Source organism: Bacillus sp. NMCN1 (assembly GCF_002998085.1).
Classification (GTDB): domain Bacteria; phylum Bacillota; class Bacilli; order Bacillales; family Bacillaceae; genus Bacillus.
The window spans coordinates 1,449,522-1,466,779 of record NZ_PVQL01000001.1 but is presented as its reverse complement, the minus strand read 5'-3'; the positions used below and the strand labels follow the sequence as shown (position 1 = coordinate 1,466,779).

19 protein-coding genes and 1 pseudogene are annotated in these 17,258 nt (G+C 39.8%); 15 read left to right on the top strand and 5 right to left on the bottom strand.

The window, feature by feature from the left end; genetic code table 11:
• Positions 1-13: 13 nt before the first annotated feature.
• Together araA and C6W21_RS07835 are read left to right on the top strand one after the other, a co-directional pair.
• The gene (araA, locus tag C6W21_RS07840; RefSeq protein ID WP_106049890.1) at positions 14-1,435 is read left to right on the top strand and encodes an L-arabinose isomerase; all 1,422 of its coding nucleotides are present in this window, start codon (positions 14-16) and stop codon (positions 1,433-1,435) included.
• 82 nt (positions 1,436-1,517) lie between these two features.
• Entirely contained in the window at positions 1,518-2,858 is a 1,341-nt protein-coding gene (locus C6W21_RS07835) for a sugar porter family MFS transporter (RefSeq protein WP_106049889.1), read from the top strand.
• 35 nt (positions 2,859-2,893) lie between these two features.
• Here the strand turns inward: C6W21_RS07835 and C6W21_RS07830 are convergent, their stop codons facing one another.
• The gene (locus C6W21_RS07830) at positions 2,894-3,106 is read right to left on the bottom strand and encodes a hypothetical protein (RefSeq protein WP_106049888.1); all 213 of its coding nucleotides are present in this window, start codon (positions 3,104-3,106) and stop codon (positions 2,894-2,896) included.
• A 221-nt stretch (positions 3,107-3,327) separates the two neighbouring features.
• Between C6W21_RS07830 and C6W21_RS07825 the strand changes: the two genes are divergently transcribed.
• The 5 genes from C6W21_RS07825 (at position 3,328) to C6W21_RS07805 (ending at position 6,581) form a co-directional block, all read left to right on the top strand.
• Positions 3,328-3,621 carry a spore coat protein gene (locus C6W21_RS07825; RefSeq protein WP_106049887.1) on the top strand — a complete coding sequence of 98 codons (294 nt, stop codon included), beginning with the start codon at positions 3,328-3,330 and terminating at the stop codon, positions 3,619-3,621.
• A gap of 53 nt (positions 3,622-3,674) precedes the next feature.
• Positions 3,675-3,902, top strand: a complete 228-nt coding sequence (locus tag C6W21_RS19215; RefSeq protein WP_223249538.1) for a hypothetical protein — start codon at positions 3,675-3,677, stop codon at positions 3,900-3,902.
• Positions 3,903-4,162: 260 nt separating this feature from the next.
• On the top strand, positions 4,163-4,717 hold the full coding sequence (locus C6W21_RS07815; protein WP_106049886.1) for a delta-aminolevulinic acid dehydratase: 555 nt from the start codon (positions 4,163-4,165) through the stop codon (positions 4,715-4,717).
• Between the two features lie 159 nt (positions 4,718-4,876).
• A complete protein-coding gene (locus C6W21_RS07810; RefSeq protein ID WP_106049885.1) occupies positions 4,877-6,289 on the top strand; it encodes a polysaccharide deacetylase family protein in 1,413 nt (470 codons plus the stop codon).
• A gap of 100 nt (positions 6,290-6,389) precedes the next feature.
• Positions 6,390-6,581, top strand: a complete 192-nt coding sequence (locus C6W21_RS07805) for a hypothetical protein (protein ID WP_106049884.1) — start codon at positions 6,390-6,392, stop codon at positions 6,579-6,581.
• A 52-nt stretch (positions 6,582-6,633) separates the two neighbouring features.
• Here the strand turns inward: C6W21_RS07805 and C6W21_RS19365 are convergent, their stop codons facing one another.
• A complete protein-coding gene (locus C6W21_RS19365) occupies positions 6,634-6,765 on the bottom strand; it encodes a hypothetical protein (protein ID WP_003217310.1) in 132 nt (43 codons plus the stop codon).
• Positions 6,766-6,917: 152 nt separating this feature from the next.
• Between C6W21_RS19365 and C6W21_RS07800 the strand changes: the two genes are divergently transcribed.
• From C6W21_RS07800 to C6W21_RS07790, 3 genes are all read left to right on the top strand, one after another.
• On the top strand, positions 6,918-7,343 hold the full coding sequence (locus tag C6W21_RS07800) for an NUDIX hydrolase (RefSeq protein WP_106049883.1): 426 nt from the start codon (positions 6,918-6,920) through the stop codon (positions 7,341-7,343).
• Between the two features lie 147 nt (positions 7,344-7,490).
• The gene (locus C6W21_RS19435) at positions 7,491-7,715 is read left to right on the top strand and encodes a hypothetical protein (protein WP_411266016.1); all 225 of its coding nucleotides are present in this window, start codon (positions 7,491-7,493) and stop codon (positions 7,713-7,715) included.
• Positions 7,716-7,768: 53 nt separating this feature from the next.
• The gene (locus tag C6W21_RS07790; RefSeq protein ID WP_106049882.1) at positions 7,769-8,020 is read left to right on the top strand and encodes a DUF3986 family protein; all 252 of its coding nucleotides are present in this window, start codon (positions 7,769-7,771) and stop codon (positions 8,018-8,020) included.
• 117 nt (positions 8,021-8,137) lie between these two features.
• Here C6W21_RS07790 and C6W21_RS07785 read toward each other — a convergent pair.
• Positions 8,138-8,421, bottom strand: a pseudogene (locus C6W21_RS07785) (sigma factor-like helix-turn-helix DNA-binding protein); the annotation flags it as partial.
• 646 nt (positions 8,422-9,067) lie between these two features.
• Between C6W21_RS07785 and C6W21_RS07780 the strand changes: the two are divergent.
• Positions 9,068-10,237, top strand: coding sequence for an MFS transporter (locus C6W21_RS07780; protein WP_106049881.1), 1,170 nt, complete (start codon positions 9,068-9,070; stop codon positions 10,235-10,237).
• A 1,249-nt stretch (positions 10,238-11,486) separates the two neighbouring features.
• Here the strand turns inward: C6W21_RS07780 and C6W21_RS07770 are convergent.
• Positions 11,487-12,185, bottom strand: a complete 699-nt coding sequence (locus C6W21_RS07770; protein WP_106049880.1) for a GNAT family N-acetyltransferase — start codon at positions 12,183-12,185, stop codon at positions 11,487-11,489.
• 350 nt (positions 12,186-12,535) lie between these two features.
• Here C6W21_RS07770 and C6W21_RS19210 point away from each other — a divergent pair, with 350 nt between their 5' ends.
• The gene (locus tag C6W21_RS19210) at positions 12,536-13,099 is read left to right on the top strand and encodes a GntR family transcriptional regulator (RefSeq protein ID WP_223249537.1); all 564 of its coding nucleotides are present in this window, start codon (positions 12,536-12,538) and stop codon (positions 13,097-13,099) included.
• A gap of 15 nt (positions 13,100-13,114) precedes the next feature.
• A complete protein-coding gene (locus C6W21_RS19205) occupies positions 13,115-13,927 on the top strand; it encodes an aminotransferase-like domain-containing protein (protein WP_223249536.1) in 813 nt (270 codons plus the stop codon).
• Between the two features lie 290 nt (positions 13,928-14,217).
• Here C6W21_RS19205 and sigK read toward each other — a convergent pair whose 3' ends face one another.
• A complete protein-coding gene (gene sigK / locus C6W21_RS07760; RefSeq protein ID WP_106050223.1) occupies positions 14,218-14,946 on the bottom strand; it encodes an RNA polymerase sporulation sigma factor SigK in 729 nt (242 codons plus the stop codon).
• A 231-nt stretch (positions 14,947-15,177) separates the two neighbouring features.
• Between sigK and C6W21_RS07755 the strand changes: the two genes are divergently transcribed.
• The gene (locus C6W21_RS07755) at positions 15,178-16,299 is read left to right on the top strand and encodes a response regulator aspartate phosphatase (protein WP_106056074.1); all 1,122 of its coding nucleotides are present in this window, start codon (positions 15,178-15,180) and stop codon (positions 16,297-16,299) included.
• A gap of 176 nt (positions 16,300-16,475) precedes the next feature.
• Positions 16,476-17,216, top strand: coding sequence for a polysaccharide deacetylase family protein (locus C6W21_RS07750; protein ID WP_106049878.1), 741 nt, complete (start codon positions 16,476-16,478; stop codon positions 17,214-17,216).
• Positions 17,217-17,258 lie beyond the last annotated feature (42 nt).

The window sequence follows — 17,258 nt, the reverse complement described above, 5'->3', positions numbered from 1 at the left end:
AAGAGGGATTTCTATGTTAACAAGTCAACATAAAGAATGCTGGTTTATTGTTGGATCGCAGCATTTATATGGAGATGAAGCACTGCAGAAAGTAAAAGCAGATGCACAAAAGATGACGGATGCCTTAAATGAGAGTGGTTTACTTCCTTACCCAGTGATCCTTCAGGAGCTGGCTGTCAGCGCGGATCAAATCACAAAGCTCATGAAAGAGGTCAATTATCGCGATGAGGTTGTCGGCGTGATGACGTGGATGCATACATTTTCACCGGCAAAAATGTGGATACGCGGGACCAACCTTTTGCAAAAGCCTCTTTTGCATCTTGTCACACAGTATTATGAGAAGATTCCGTGGGACACGATCAACATGGACTATATGAATCTTCATCAATCTGCACATGGAGACAGAGAATATGGCTATATCAATGCACGCTTAAATAAACAAAATCAAATTGTAACCGGTCATTGGTCTAAGTCAGACGTACAGCAGCAAATCGCTGATTGGATGGACGTGGCGGCTGCTTATCATGAGAGCTTTCAGATTAAAGTGGCTAGGTTTGGTGACAACATGCGCCACGTGGCTGTAACAGAAGGCGATAAAATCGAAGCCCAGATTCAACTAGGATGGACCGTTGATTACTTTGGAATAGGCGATCTCGTTGAATATGTCAATGCAGTAGAAGAAGCAGAAGTAGATGCATTATTTGCGGAGTATTTAACGCAATATGATGTGGATTATGGAACGTATTCAGTTGAAGAATGGGAAAAAAGTGTCAAGGTGCAAGCACGTTATGAAATCGCCATTAAACGCTTCTTAGATGAAGGCGGCTACAATGCCTTTACGACAAACTTTGAAGATTTACATGGAATGAAACAGCTACCAGGACTTGCGGTACAGCGGCTGATGGCAAAGGGATATGGCTTTGCTGGGGAAGGCGATTGGAAAACTGCTGCACTGGACCGATTATTAAAGGTGATGAGTCATCATCAATCCACTGGTTTTATGGAGGACTACACGTATGAAATGTCCTCTGGACAGGAAGCAGTGCTGCAATCTCATATGTTAGAAGTAGATCCAGCGCTCGCCCATACGAAACCTGTGATTGTCGTATCTCCACTTGGTATCGGAAACAGGGAGGATCCAGCTCGCCTTGTATTTGATGGAAAAGCAGGCGAAGGTGTTGTTGTTTCCATTGCTGACTTTGGGACTCATTTCAAATGGCTCATACAAGAAGTCGAAGCCTTTGAGCCGGAGGAAGCAGCACCTCATTTACCGGTTGCACGTGTGCTCTGGAAAATCAAGCCGAATTTTCAGGACGGAGTCAAAGCATGGATTAAGCAAGGCGGGGGTCATCATACAGTCGTATCCCTCAATTTAACGGTTGATCAAATTGTTCATTTTGCAAAACTAGTTCATGCAGAATATGTGGTTTTATAGAAGGGTGAAAGGTCTTCTACTGTTTACAGTAGAAGCACGGGATGAAATGAAAGCGGTTAATTAAGTGAGGGGGGTCATCCACTTGGAGAAAAAAGTGTCAAGCAAATTTATCTTCTTTTTCGGGTCCTTTGCAGGCATCTTATTCGGATATGATATTGGTATTATTGCAGGGGCAGAAGGACATATTCAGGAAGAATTTCAGCTCAGCCCATTATGGCTTGGAATTGTCGTCTCTTCATTAATGGGCGGAGCAATCATTGGTTCGATTTTAAGCGGCCTTATGGGGGATAAGTTCGGCCGCAGAAAGCTCATTTTGGTCTCATCGATCATCTTTTTTGTCGGAGCTATAGGGTCAGCCATCGCACCAGAAGAGATTTCATTAACCATTGCACGTATCTTTTTAGGGACAGCAGTAGGAACAGCCTCATCTTTGGTGCCAGCTTACATGTCTGAAATCGCTCCTGCTAAAATCCGCGGGAAATTATCTGGGCTCAATCAGCTTATGATTGTGAGCGGACTATTGCTGAGCTATATTGTCGCGTTTGTGTTTGAACCTATTCCAGACAGCTGGCGCTGGATGCTGGGAAGTGCCGCTTTATTTGCCATCGTGCTTTATATTGGCATGCTAAGGCTCCCTGAATCTCCGAGATATTTAATTAAACACGGAATGGCTCATAAAGCACGTGAAGTATTAGGATCACTGCGTTCTTCCCGTGAAGAAATTGACGCAGAAATGCAGGAAATTTTAGAAGTCGCGAAAGAAGAACGATCTGGTATTCGTGAATTGTTTCAAAAGAAATTCAGAATGGCTCTTTTCATCGGCGTTGGGATGGCGACCCTTCAGCAAATTCAAGGCGCGAACTCCATTGTGTATTATGCAACGAGTATTGCTCGGAATGTAGGCCTTGCACCTCAGGTTGCCGCAGGTTTTACAGTCATTGTCGGTGTCATTTTTGTCGTCACCACCGTGATCTTTTTACAGTTTGTCGACCGGTTCGACCGCCGAACGATTCTCACCGTAGGAGGCACAGGTATGGCCCTTTCTTTCTTTGCACCAGCCGCATTAGGTGCACTTGGCGTTAGTGAAGGGATTTTAAACTGGGTGACATTGATTTCCCTTTGCTGCTTTATCTTGTGCTACGCCTTCTCATGGGCACCGATCACGTGGATCATCATCGGCGAAATCTTCCCGCTTTCTGTCAGAGGTATCGGAGCAGGTATCTCATCTGCCTTTAACTGGACGGGATCGTTAGCCGTTGGACTCGTGTTCCCTATCTTGGCAGATCAATTCAGCTTTGGAGTCATTTTCTCCTCATTTGGTGTCATCTGCTTAATCGGACTATTGTTCACTCGCTTTGTACTAGTCGAAACAAAAGGAAGAAGCTTAGAGCAAATCGAAACCGATATGGCAGCACGAGTATAAAGAAACCCCTCTATCCCATGTGGATAGAGGGTTTTTTACTCAAGCGTCTGTTTTAGCTCATCTGGCAATAAATCAATCAATTGATCATAGGAAGACAAATCCAGCACTTCAAGCAGCGCATAATATTTCGCATAAACCTCACTCAGCTGGTCAGGATGATTTGTTTCAAAACGATTCAAATGCAATTGAGTCAGTTCAAGTGCAATGTCTAGCTTATTTCGATCGATTGGTTGTGTCGTATTGATCATATCGTTCACCTCGTATTTGATGATAGTGGGAAAGTTGTGGAGTACTATTTCTTCTACCACAATATATCATTTGTATAATATGTTAAAATTGTCCTTTTGTAAAGAAAGAGAAAACGAGATGAATAGTGGATTTTTTAAAAAATAGACAAGCATCTAGTCACGAAAGGCGCTTCTTACATACGATAGAGTGTAAGTGAAAGATAACTTGAAGGGGTGTTGAGATGAGCCGGAATCGATTAGATGATTTTTTCTTTGGGCCTCGCAGAGGAAACCAAGGAGGAGATGAAACGGTTGTTTTCCCCACACGTCAAATAGTCAACACGACAACGAATGAACAAACGATCAGAAAAATTCATCCAACGCATATCACAAACGTCAATAAAAATATCAAAAGAATTGAAAACTACTATCCTGTCACTGAATCTACTCATAACGAGTATATTGTGGAAGAATACGATTGCGGCAGGGATATCAAAAACCCTTGCTGCCGTCCAGTAAAACGCTGCAAGTGGTAATGTGACTAGGGCATCCTTTTATGGGGTGCCTTTTTATATTCAGGAATAAAATTTTGATCCAAAGTTCTTTTCAAGATAAAATGAGAAGTATCCATTATTCTGTTGGAGGCGATTTTCTGAATATACGATTGTTAACACCAGAGGATGCTGAAAAATATACAGCATTAAGACTAGAAGCACTGCGATTACATCCAGAGGGCTTTGCGATGAGTTATGAAGAAGAACAAATCGGTACAAAAGACAAATATGCGGCTCGTTTTGCTTCGGCACAATCTATGTAGACATTTGGCGCCCTTTTATCAAGGACAGCTTGTGGTCACACTCATCCTTAAAGCACCGAGCGAATGTAGCAGCAATGTATGCAACGGCTGATGCCCACGGAAAGGGAGTAGGCAAGGCTTGAGGACTTGAAGCTCTTTCCTTCGCACGAGAACGACAGGACATCGAGCAAATGTATTGATCAGTGCACTAAAATGGACGGATACATATGCAGATGAAGAAAAAATGGGTTTATTTTTATCATCGTTTGGAGGAGATACAAGTGGAACAACAGACCATGCGCATCACATTAGCAACAGGACCAAATAGTGAGCTAGAATCTTTTGCCCTGCGTGCAGCATTTGAAAACTTCGGCGTGAAAGTCGATATGGAATGGATTGGCAGACCAAATGACCTGATCAATGTGCTATCTGGAAAAAATAGAGGAGAAATAGATTACATTCTTTTATCATTTCATGGGGAAGAAGGAGCGTTTCTCATGCCGGAGTTAGGGGAAGATGTATACGAAGATGAGGAGCCTAGAGGTGCAACTTTTGGAGCGGATGAAATCAAGCGGTATGCTTCATTAAAAGGGGTTCACGTCATTTCTACAGGCTGCACACTAGGTGAGAAAAAACTTGCTGATGCCTTTTTAGAAGCAGGTGCTTTGTCCTATACAGCACCTGATGATTACATTGATGGAGATGCGGCATTTATCTTTGTCCTGACCATGCTGTACGAGCTCATAAACAATACAAAGACGGTCAGAGCGGCATTTGATCGAGCACGTTCTATTGATGAAGAAACGAAATTATTTCAACTATATATGCAAAAATAATCAAAGGGCTGAGAAATCAAGTCCTTTTTCTATTCCTCTCTTAAATTGTGTCTAAAATGTGACAAGTTTGTTTTTTGCAAACTAAATCGGGTTCGCCCAAAGTCTATCCTACAAACACACGTCATCAAGACATGACGCCATCACGAGAGGGGAATCATTGTGTCAATGAAATGGAAAGTCAGTCTCGTCCTATGCGGACTTGCAATCATCATCGGAATCGCTGCGTTTTATCATAATCAGCAGGCAAGCGGGACGGAGAAGAAGAAAGTAGAACCAGATGCGAGCTATAAAGAAGTTGAAATAGTCACCCTCGTGAATGACGGGAGATACATGAGATATGCTGTCAACTATCCGGTGTTTCATCAAAAAAAGTTAGATCAAGAGATGAAAAGATTTGCAGAAACAGCGCTAGACAAATTCAAAACATCATTTAGCGAAGCGAGCGATGTCGATGAAGAGAATCGATACGAATTAAATATAGATTACGAGATTACTCATTATGCCAAGCAAACCGCTGCAATCAAATTCAATACATATGAATTGAAAGGCGGAGTAAAAGGCGCACATGAAACGAAGATATTCAATTTTGATTTCAAGAAACAGCATTTTTTATCTATAGATGATCTATTTTTATCAAAGAAAGAAAGTCTGCAAAAACTGTCTCAAATGACATTTGAGGAGTTAAAGAAAGATCGCTCTCTTGCTGAAAACGAGCATTTGCTTAAACAAGGAACGACTCCTAAGGCAGAGCATTATCAGTATTTTGCCATCAAGGATCGTTTTATTGAATTCTACTTTCCAGCAGGACAAATTGCACCAGACAAACAAGGCCCTCAAGTGCTGGCGATTAAGAAAACACTGCTTAAAGGAATGTTAAAGCCTGAATATATTAATAAAGAAAAGAACAAAAATGAGAAAAAAGAACCGATCCCAAAAAGAAAGATCGTAAAACTGCCAAAACAGGCAGTATTCAACCCAAACCAAAAAGCCATTGCCCTGACATTTGATGATGGACCAAATCCATCAACGACCTCAAAGATTTTAAATGCCTTAAAAGAAAACAAAGGACATGCGACATTTTTTGTATTAGGCAGCAGGGTTCAATATTACCCCGATATGCTAGGTGAAATCAGAAAGGGTGGAAATGAAATCGGAAATCATTCCTATAGCCATCCTTTACTCACAAGACTGCCATTAAAACAAGCCGTCAAACAGATAGAAGAGACGCAGCAAATCATTGAAAAAGCAGGCGGTTTCACACCGACTCACTTTAGACCGCCATATGGTGGAACAAACGGGCAGATTAACGAGGCTGTCAACATGAAAGTCACGCTTTGGGACGTAGATCCTGAAGACTGGAAATATCGCAACAGCCAATACGTCGCCAACTACATTCTCACACATGCGTCTAGCGGAGAAACCGTCTTAATGCACGACATCTATGACACCTCAGCAAACGCAGCTGTCACGATTATCAAAGAATTGACCAAACAAGGATATCAATTATTGACAGTATCAGAGCTTGAGCAGTGGAAGGAAGCGCGGACGAAGAAAGGTGAATTGAATACGTAATAATGATGCGAATCTTAGTGGATTCGCATCTTTTTTTAAAGCCAATCATGAAGGTGAAGGGAAAATATGTTAAAGTGAATGTAGAAAGGGAGGGCTTCGGATGGTATTGATGAGGTTGATCAGCCTATATATGCTGACAGCGTTTTGTTTGGGTTATATCATCAACTATGTACCTGGTTTGATGCTGCCCATCTATATTCTTGCGATGATTGGGCTCATTTTATGTCTCGGTCATATTGCGCTACATTATATTCGTCGAATCAGATATATGTTGCTTAATGAGAAACGGTAAGATTTCTCCAATTGCTTTCTCTAAAAAACTTCCCTCTAAATGAGAGAAGTTTTTATTTTTTCGGTTTTTGATGTTCTAACAGTTGTATGATTTTCTCGTTCGACTCTTTCATCTGTCTTAATAAAGAAACGATATTCCCTGTAAATCCAATGAGGACAATAAGTAAAATGATGATGATCCACATGCTGTGGCCTCCAATCTGCTCAAGAATGCTGTTTTGCTTCCTTATCCATTATCTTGTATCAAGGATACAGTATAATGAATGTATTGAAATGAACAGTTCGTGCTATTTATTCGACAATTGATGTGAACAGAGAATGATTGAGGGGGATTCATTTGAAACGAGTAGACGTGGTATCAGCTATTATTTATGATGAGGAAGAAAATATGTTAATGGTCAAAAATGTAAAGGGATATTGGGAACTTCCAGGCGGTACTGTGGAAAAAGGTGAACACCTGCAGCAGGCCGTGGTCCGTGAGGTGAAAGAAGAGACAGGGTATGTTTGCAAAATAAATGAACTTCATTCGGTTCGAGAAGCGTTTTTTCAAGATAAAAAGCATCATGCGCTGATGATCACCTTCTTTGCCGAAATTACCGGAGGACAAATGAGCATTCTCGATCCGGATCACGATATTGAAGAAGTAAAATGGGTCAACACGCAAACCTTTCAAAAGCTCAATCCAAAGTTATATAACATGCTAAAATTAAAGCAAAAACCAAAAGCTTTTTATGAATTTGAAGGAAATAGGACAATTGGTTAAGTTCTTAAAGATGGGAAAAGGACCTTCTTTCAGGAAGATGAAGAGTATTGGAAACAAGGAAATGGGGAATCTTCCATTGAGATTGAGGGAGATTTGGAAAGTGAAAGTCTAGTTTTCTTTTATATTGAACCGTATGGGTTCTTTATCATGAGATATCCAAATTTTTTGGTCCCTTTTAAAAAGATAGAAAAGATCGAAACCATCGAGCATTTGGTCGCAGGAGCACCATTGTATGTGCCGTCGTGCAGCTATATCAATCGAGATCAAGCTTATCAAATTGTTCATCATTTTTTGACGACAAAAACAGTGCCTGATTTTGTTGAATGGTCCGAATTGAGGCATATTGATTTTCAGCATGATATGAAAAGTTAGGGGAGCAAGATGAAAGTGTGTACAGATGAAAGATTACATAATTTAGACATACTATGCATTTACATGTAGGATATTATCAACATGGCTTTGATTACGAAGGCGTGTTTTTTAAGAGTTTAGAAACAGGAAGATGGTTATTGTTTTTTGATCAAAATAGTTATGGGATAACGCTTTTAAAGAAATATGAGAAGTGGAATGATCTAGGGCTATTAATTGGAGAATATCTTATTGAAGATGGTCAAATTGAGGATGAAGGTCATAAGCATTTTGAGCGTTTTCTAAAAGAAAACAACATAGTGAAATAAATGAAGATTAAAACCATGACATAGCTTTTTTGTGTGTATATGGCCTAAATTGTGATGATAAAATAAAAACAGACCCAACAAGGCCTGTTTTTATTAGAAGTTGGAAAGAGTTTGTTTTCACTTCCCCTTCTCCGCCCGGTAAAACTCATGAAACATCTTCATCAGTGCCCGCTTCTCAATACGGGATACATAGCTCCGCGATATCCCGAGCTCCTTTGCTATTTCCCGTGCGTTTTTTCTTTCTTTAAATCAAGGCCGAACCGGCCGACGATGACTTCTTTTTCCCGTCCGTCGAGAATATCGATATACTCTTTTACTTTTTCAAGTTCCATGTTGAGCTGAATGGTATCGATCACATCTTCATTTTCGGATTTTAAGACATCAATTAATGAAATTTCATTGACTCCTAGAGGTTATCCGTTTTTAAAGCGATAAAGAGTTTGGCAATTTTTGCTCAAATAAAGTTTAAGGTAAATCACCAGTAGATACTAGTGCAACAATAATTGAACGAGGCAGGAATGAAATACCCAAGCCGGCACTCTATTAGTAATGTGAATATTAACAAGTTTTCGTTCGCAGAAAAAGGCAATAGGGCACCGCAATTTAAATTTTTAGTGAGATCGCAATAACTTTTGATTTGCATGGCAACTCTCTCAATAGGTAATTAAGCAGTATTGGAGATTAGTTTATTAAAATTCACTTTGTTGATGCAGACAGTGCTTCAAATGGTGGTTTCAAAATTGCCGCAGATCGAGTTGGTGCATAAAGAGGAAGGTGATTAGACCTTCCTTTTCTATTTGGATGGATTCCTGAATTGTGCCCATTTTGTGCTTAAAATGAATATAAAACAGTGTAAATGGATGTAAGGAATGACTTCAAATTTACTCAGGGCCTAATGGGAGAAGTAATTGTCCGAGAAAACATTGGTGGTTTCAAACTATCGGTGTTTTTTGGTCTCATATTATAGGGGTAGTTCCACTTACATAAAGTTCTTTTATGCCCCCTAGAGAATATACATGTAAAAATATATTTTATATGAGGGATTATATGGAGTTGCAAGGGAGGATAAGTTTAAGCGTTGGTTGGATAACTTTGTTTCTAATGGGTACTGATTTATTTGTGGTATCCCCATTACTACCGTTTATTTCAGAGGTATTTAAAGTTAGTGCATCGACTACTGGATGGATGGTAACTGTTTTTGCAGTTACATATGCTTTTTCGGCTCCTTTCTTCGGTTGGCTTTCAGATATAAAAAATCGGAGAACATTGATTACATTTGGCTTGTTGCTGTTCGCTATTTCTAATACGCTAACTGCATTTTCTCCTTCATTTTTATGGCTGATTGTTAGCCGTATTTTAGCTGGTTTATCCGTTGCTTCCATCACTCCTTTGATATACGCAATCATTGGAGATACTGCCCCACCCAATCGAAGAGGTACATGGCTTTCGATTGTTGTCTCAGGGCACTTGACTGCTCTTTGGGCAGGTGCGCCAATAGGTACGTTATTAGAGCATTTTCTTGGATGGCGTTCAGTATTTGTTGTAATGTCAATCATAGGAGCCATATTGGCGGTAGTGAATTTTAAAACATGGGAATCTATTCCTAAAAATGATTTAACAAGAAACCTATTAGAAGGAAATCTGCTAAGATTACTTGGTTCTGTAAGTGTTACTACCATTTGGGCGATTTCAATGTATACCCTTTATGTTTATCTAGGTGCAGCTCTTTACTCCAAAAATAAATTCTCATCATCAGAAATCGCACTAGCTGTTGCTTTTTATGGTGTCGGTGCTGTTTTGGGGAGCCTTACGAGTGGGCAATTAACAGATAAATTCGGAGAAGTGAAAATTTCGAAGGCTACGCTAATTTTCTTAATTTTAATACTCATTTGTTTAGGGATATTCTTCTCATCTGATGATTGGGTTTATTTCTTTCTTTTTATGTGGGCTTTAGTTGGGTATGCAGGATTTACATCATACCAAGCACGATTAGCTGTGGAATATCCAAAAAAACGAGGAATTGTTATGGCATGGAATAATACGGCTCTGTATATTGGTATTACCATTGGTTCAATGATTGGAGGTTATGTCATATCTAATTGGGGATATTCTTTACTTCCATATGTTTGTAGCGTTGCAGCAATCGTAAGTTTTGTGCTTAGTAACCAAAAGGTACAAGAACCCAAAAAAGAATTAGCTTTTTCAACAGATACATGACCACGGAACGAGGTCTATTTGGGGTTCAGCCGAGACGGGTCATAGGATTGTTTTTATTTCCAAATTTCACATTAGAAAACGTGAATTTTTTGCACAAAGCATAACTTCAAACTAAAATAAAAAAGTCAAATTTCCTGTACGTTTTCAAATGAGGCTGGCTTTTTTTATTTGACTTTTTCAAGGTGGACCACCTACAAAAATTGCGGATTTCGCACGCTAAGCCACTTGTCATAAAAAAGCCGGATTCCTGCTCAACAAGAGGCTCCGGCTTATGTTCATTACACTCTGATCTCGTTCGCTTTACTCTGTTATATTTTCAAGCCGATCTTTGAGATTTGTACGCACCGCAGTCCATTCTTCGGCAATGATTGAAAAATAAGCTGTATCCCTAATGCTACCATCACTTGCAGGGAGGTGTGTCCTGCGAATGCCTTCAAAAGTAGCACCAAGCCTTTGTATAGTAGAACATGAACTATGTTACGAGCGTCAGTTTTCAGTGTGACTCTCATCGTATTTCACGAATCAAATGCATGTGCAGCATCAGAAGCTTGCACTCTGTATTAACACCAGTACGTTGAAACGAAGCTGCATACCAGGTGCTACCGATTTCTGCCACGGTTGGTATCTGTGGGGGAAGGTCCATTTGCAACGCCCGGTGGCCATAAAAAAACTTCCAGATTAAGAAAATCGTAATGTTCCGACAATACGGCCTGTATCGAAGTGACGAACTACAAATGGCAACGCGCGACATTTCGTGAAGTCGGCTAGAGCAATTTCAAAGTAGCGTTTAGTATCTTCTTGTCCATTTGGAACATAAGTATAGGTTGTAAGTTGACCTATCTTCTGAGGCAGCAGTACAGAGATCATTAACGTGGTCAATCGTCATGGGTTCTAAGCAGACTAAGCGACCACGAAGTGTAATTGGCATTAGCATGGTGTCACATCCTTCAACTTACATAATTTAGTTTGTTTTGCAACGTATCTTTTACTTTAACATTGCTTTCAGAGAGTTGAATACATTTAGTGATTAAGAGTTTGTATTTATCCCGAAGAATCTCTATTCACAATGACAACTGGAATTACATAACATTTCCAGTGCGATTTCAGCTACTGTTGGATGTTTATTATCTATTGGTAATATCCTTATAGCAACACTCTGTGACCAGAGAAAACTTCGAGAGCAAGAAGGAGCAAGAAGCCAAGGATCTGTTTCAAAACATCATAAAAATGGATAAAGTAATTTCCCGTTTCAAAGCTGGGTGTCTAGTTTTGATATTTGATTTCCGTATTCATCAAAATTGCTTTCCAGAAGCCACTTTTCGAACCGATTTTTTATATTCGGCCATTCTTTATCAATTATCGAAAACCAAGCTGTATCTCTATTTCTTTGTTTGTATACAAGTGCTTGCCTAAAAGTTCCTTCATATTGAAATCCCAATCTTAGAGCTGCCTTTCTAGAAGGATCGTTTAAACTATCACACTTCCACTCATAACGTCTATAGTGCAGTTCTTCGAATACGTAACGCGCCAATAGAAACTGTGCTTCAGTAGCAATTCTAGTTTTTTTTAGTTTTTCAGAGTATATTACATGTCCAACTTCCACTGAACTATTTTCGATATTGATCCTCATTAGTGAAAAACAGCCCAGTGCCTCGTCAGTCACATTGTCAACTATTGCATAGTAAAAAGGGTCTTCTGATTTTATCAATTTTGATAAGAAAATTTCGAATTCCTTTTCACTGGTACATTTTTCGGTCGGCAGATAGGTCCACTGTTTACCTTCACTATCGGGCCCATAAACATTTTTGTACAGATCATCAAAATGCTTGATGGATACCTTTTCTAATGTACAGTATTTTCCTGCTATTTTATTTCTTTTTGGAACTAGCGGGCGTTGATACCCCTTAACTGGCTCACCGATTTTTTGTCCAAACTGGTTAATTTGCATACTTAACATATCCTTTCTTAGATCAACCTACGAAGTAGGGAACTTATGCTTGTTACTATTACATTGAATGTTTACTAATATGAATTTCTCTCTATTTGGGGATTTCATCAGCGTAAGAATTCTCCCAATAAAGCACCTATTTCAAGAATAATCCCAACAATTTATATCCGATCGTATCTTGAGAAAAATCAATCCTCTCATCATCTGTACATATTAATTTTCTTGGCGGACCGTATGAATTTTTTTATCCCAACTTTCTTTATAAATGATAAAATCATTTTAGAAAATTTCTGTGTCTAATAAAAGTGACAGAATTTTAAAAAACAATAGGGACAGATGGAGGGTTAACAGTGGAAATTACCCCATTTTTACATAGGGAGTCGTCTGAGCCGTTATATAGTCAATTGTATCATTGGATTAAGAATGAAATTGAGGAAGGTAGGCTCTTGCCAGGAATGAAAATGCCATCAATTCGTCAGCTAACGGCTCATTTAAAGGTTAGCCGAAACACGATTGAGACAGCATATCAGCAGCTACAATCAGAGGGGTATCTAGAAAGTGTCCCTAAAAGTGGAATATGGGTAGCTGAGATTGAGAAACCTTTACTACATTCGATTGTAGTGGAACATCCTATTAGGTTGGAAAGTATACAATCAAGCGAGGTCCTTGTGGATTTTAAATATGGAAACATCGATCTTGACAAGTTTCCCTTGAAGCAGTGGAAAAAATGTCTGTCAGACGCAGTTGATCAAGTATTTCATTATGGGGAAAATCAGGGTGACTTTGCATTGAGGAGAGAGATTTCAAACTATCTACTGCAATCCAGAGGTGTATGCTCTACACCAGAACAGATTCTTGTAACGGCGGGAACACAAGCCTCCATGGCGTTAATCTGCCGTCTTTTAGCACTCTAGGAAAAAGCCGTGGCCATGGAAGAACCCGGTTACAGTGGAATTCGATCGGTCTTAAAAGACCAAGGATGCCAGATTGAACCAGTGCCTCTTGAAAAGGACGGGTTGTCAATGGAGCATATTCAAATGAGCAAGGCAGTAGCTGTGTATTTAACACCTTCTCACCAATTTCCATTTGGTATGATTATGTCCATATCGAAAAGAATGCGATTATTAAAATGGGCTTATCAAACTGAGGGATACATTATTGAAGATGATTATGACAGCGAGTTTCGATACAGGGGACAGCCTATTCCTTCACTGAAATCTTTGGACGAAGAAGAAAGGGTTATTTATTTAGGTACATTTTCTAAATCATTTCTACCTTCAGCCCGATTAAGTTATATTGTACTTCCATCTTCTCTAATGGTTCAATATTCACGAAAGTTCACAGCTTACAAACAATCTGCCTCTCCTATTATTCAGAGGGCTATGGCTCTGTTTATGCAATCCGGGGAATTCGAGAGGCACATACGAAGAATGCGTAAGATTTATCAAAGAAAACATCAGACTCTGTTAAGGAGCATTGAACAGTATATGGGTACTCAAGTAAAAGTTGTTGGAGAAAAGTCAGGCTTACATATCTTATTGAAACTAAAAGGCGTAACAGCCTTCGAGTTGATCGAAGCTGGTTTCCAAAAAGGTGTCAAAGCTTATTCCCCATCTAGGTTTTGGCTTAATCCAAACCTCGAAGGTGATTCCTACATCATGTTGGGATTTGGTGGATTATCAATTGAAGAAATTGAAAATGGAGTAAGATTACTTGCTAGCTGCCTCCCATCAAGAGGGTGAACAGTAAGTAATAAAAATGTTGGGTTAATCAATATATCCAAATAAGAGAATAGTAGAAATCCTTCATTTATACGCTAAGGTAAACTGTATCATAAATAAGAAGTTTGGTTTATTCAACAATCGGGCGCTTCAATTGAAGAAATGTAAAGCACATATTATTCATGTAAATATGTGCTCTTTTATATTTATTAAGGACTTTTTTAATTTAGTCTTGATAAACAGTGTTTGATTGTGATGACGATTATAGCTAGTAGTAAAAAACCGATAGTTAAAAGCTATCGGTTTCTCCATTATTTCCCCTTCGCTTTCTTCCGCTTCTCCTTCTCCGCCCGGTAAAACTCATGAAACATCTTCATCAGCGCCCGCTTCTCAATACGGGATACATAGCTCCGCGATATCCCGAGCTCCTTTGCTATTTCCCGCTGCGTTTTTTCTTTCTTTAAATCAAGGCCGAACCGGCCGACGATGACTTCTTTTTCCCGTCCGTCGAGAATGTCGATATACTCTTTTACTTTTTCAAGCTCCATGTTGAGCTGAATGGTATCGATCACATCTTCATTTTCGGATTTTAAGACATCAATTAATGAAATTTCGTTGCCTTCTTTATCCTGACCGATTGGGTCGTGTAAGGAGACATCCTTTTTTGTTTTTTTGAGTGCGCGTAAATGCATGAGAATTTCGTTCTCAATACACCGTGCCGCATACGTTGCCAGCTTTGTTCCTTTTCCAGAGGAATAGCTTTCGATGGCTTTAATGAGTCCGATCGTCCCGATGGAGATGAGGTCTTCAGCGTCTTCCCCGGTATTTTCAAATTTCTTGACAATATGGGCGACGAGCCGAAGGTTATGTTCAATCAGCATATTTCTCGCGTGTTCATCGCCCTGTGCCATAAGGGCTAAGTATTTTTTTTCATCATCTCCCGAAAGGGGCTGTGGAAAGGCATTGTTTTTGACATAGGACACTAAGAACACCAATTCTTTGACCATCAATCCCATCGCTGTAAATACTCCTGCCACGATTTTCACCTCCACCATGTTTAGGCCGCTGCCTATATCCTCAAATGTATGTGAAGGGGGGATTGTCTGTGTCTGTACGATGAAAAAATCATCTCATTCGAAAAAAACGGACTTCTGTTCGTCTGTTTTTGCTGACCTTCTCATATGTTTGCGGTTTCTTTGCGGTGCTTGGCGGTCAAGAAGCGTGCTAAAATATGTAATATTAGACCGAAAAGGAAGGGGTTTTTTCGGAACATGGGGAAGGTTCTTTCTTCACATGTAGGTATGAAAATTAATGAATGGTATCGAATGATACGGCAGTTCAGTGTTCCAGATGCGGAAATCCTGAAAGTAGAAATAGAAGCGGAAATTGAACGGATGGAAGAGGACCAGCATTTACTGATTTATTATCAGCTCATGTGTTTTCGGCACCAGATCATGCTTGACTATATACACCCTTCAAAATATCAACCTTTCTCAGTATCTAATCTTGTCGATAAAATCGAAAATTCCAATCATGAGTTATCTGATATGCTGCATTATTACCATGCATTTTTTCGTGGCATGCATGAGTTTAGTCAAAAAGAATATTTAGAAGCCGTCAAATATTATCGAGTGGCAGAAAAACAGCTGTCCATGGTATTTGATGATATTGAGCAGGCTGAGTTTCATTTTAAAGTAGCAGAAGCCTACTATATCATGAAGCAAACGCATGTCTCGATGCATCATATTTTAAAGGCGCTGGAAATATACGATCAGCATGATGCCTATTCTATTCGCATCATTCAGAGCCTTTTTGTTATCTCAGGAAACTATCAAGATCTAAAACGAAAAGACCGGGCACTGCCTCATTTAAAAAAGGCAAAACAGCTCGCATCACAAATTGATCACCCGCGTATATACAGTTCAGCGCTTTATAATTTAGGAAAATGTTACGGGGAACTGGGCTATCGAGAGGAAGCAGAACGTTATTTAACGGAATCGGCTGATCTTGCCCGCAAAGAGCAGCTTCCCACGCTTCCGCATACGCTCTATACGCTGGCAAAACTGCTTTTTAGACAAAATGAACAAGTGGAAGCACTCCGCATATTAGAAGATGGAAAATTAGCTGCAAAGAAGCATGAAGACCAGCTGTTCTGTCATATGTTTGAGTATCTGGATGCTTTATATGTTCAAGGAATAAATGAAGAACAACTGCAAAAAACCATTGATTATTTGGAAAAACTTAGCCTATACTCTTATATAGAGGATATCTCACTAGAAATTGCGACAGCCTTAGAAGCCTCCCAACAATACCAGAAGTCCAACCAGTATTATCAGAAATTATTATGGGCTCAAAATCAAATCCAAGAAGGAGAGTGTCTGTATGAATTCTAAGCAACGTTCGACAGTTGAAGAGAGAAACCAAACGTGAAACAAAAAGCGGGCCTGATGGGCCGGCTTTTTTTATGTGAAAAAAGAAGTCAGAGATGCGGATCGTGACCATGAATGCTGAATGATTCATCAAAAAGCGGGCAATTTAATCTGTAAGAATGTTCTGTGGAGGCGGTCAAATGAGAGGGTTGCATGTCTTGATGTGTATATTGCTGCTATGTGCTTTTGTTCCTAATAAAATAGAGGCACGAACATTAAAAAGAGTCGATCTTGAAAAAACAGGACGTGCCTTTTGGGACATGAGAGCGGAACGGAAAAAGATTGCGATCACCTTTGATGATGGACCTCATCCAGTGTATACAAATCAAATATTGGATGTGCTGAAGCAGCATCAAGTAAATGCCAGCTTTTTTGTCGTAGGAAGCCGGATTCACGCATATCCAAAGATCGCAAAACGGATTGTGGACGAAGGAAATGAGCTTGGCAATCACACGATGAATCATACGTATTTTGACCTGTTATCCTCAAAAGAGATCAAGCAGGAGCTAAAAGAATCAGCAGCTCATATCGCTTCACTCCAGCCAGGCGGGCCCTTATTATTTCGCCCTCCTGGCGGCCGCTTGACGATGACATCATTCCGCATTTTGTCAAAGCAAGGATATGACGTGGTCATGTGGTCCTTTACGCAAGATCCGAAGGACTGGTCAAGACCAGGCTCACGCAAAATTGCGAGCCGGATTATTGATCATATTCAAGGCGGCGATATCATTCTTTTGCATGATGGCGGGGGAAATCGGAAGCAGACGGTAGAAGCACTGAAACAAGTGATACCTGAATTAAAGGATCGAGGCTATGAATTTGTCAAAGTGAGCGAAATGCTGCATCATGACAAAGCGTATGTCCCTGTTCAACTGCAATAGGAAGCATTCGTCAAAAACAGTCATTCATTGAAACCAAAAGTC

Bases quoted from the DNA above. Each gene is read 5' to 3' on its own strand.
- C6W21_RS07770 (WP_106049880.1), bottom strand. From the start codon at position 12,185: ATGCAAATTAACCAGTTTGGACAAAAAATCGGTGAGCCAGTTAAGGGG.
- C6W21_RS07825 (WP_106049887.1), top strand. From the start codon at position 3,328: ATGAGCCGGAATCGATTAGATGATTTTTTCTTTGGGCCTCGCAGAGGA.
- C6W21_RS07755 (WP_106056074.1), top strand. From the start codon at position 15,178: ATGGGGAAGGTTCTTTCTTCACATGTAGGTATGAAAATTAATGAATGG.
- C6W21_RS19365 (WP_003217310.1), bottom strand. From the start codon at position 6,765: ATGTGGATCATCATCATTTTACTTATTGTCCTCATTGGATTTACAGGG.
- C6W21_RS19435 (WP_411266016.1), top strand. From the start codon at position 7,491: ATGAGATATCCAAATTTTTTGGTCCCTTTTAAAAAGATAGAAAAGATC.
- C6W21_RS07750 (WP_106049878.1), top strand. From the start codon at position 16,476: ATGAGAGGGTTGCATGTCTTGATGTGTATATTGCTGCTATGTGCTTTT.
- C6W21_RS07805 (WP_106049884.1), top strand. From the start codon at position 6,390: ATGGTATTGATGAGGTTGATCAGCCTATATATGCTGACAGCGTTTTGT.
- C6W21_RS07780 (WP_106049881.1), top strand. From the start codon at position 9,068: ATGGAGTTGCAAGGGAGGATAAGTTTAAGCGTTGGTTGGATAACTTTG.
- C6W21_RS07790 (WP_106049882.1), top strand. From the start codon at position 7,769: ATGCATTTACATGTAGGATATTATCAACATGGCTTTGATTACGAAGGC.
- C6W21_RS07830 (WP_106049888.1), bottom strand. From the start codon at position 3,106: ATGATCAATACGACACAACCAATCGATCGAAATAAGCTAGACATTGCA.
- C6W21_RS19205 (WP_223249536.1), top strand. From the start codon at position 13,115: ATGGAAGAACCCGGTTACAGTGGAATTCGATCGGTCTTAAAAGACCAA.
- araA (WP_106049890.1), top strand. From the start codon at position 14: ATGTTAACAAGTCAACATAAAGAATGCTGGTTTATTGTTGGATCGCAG.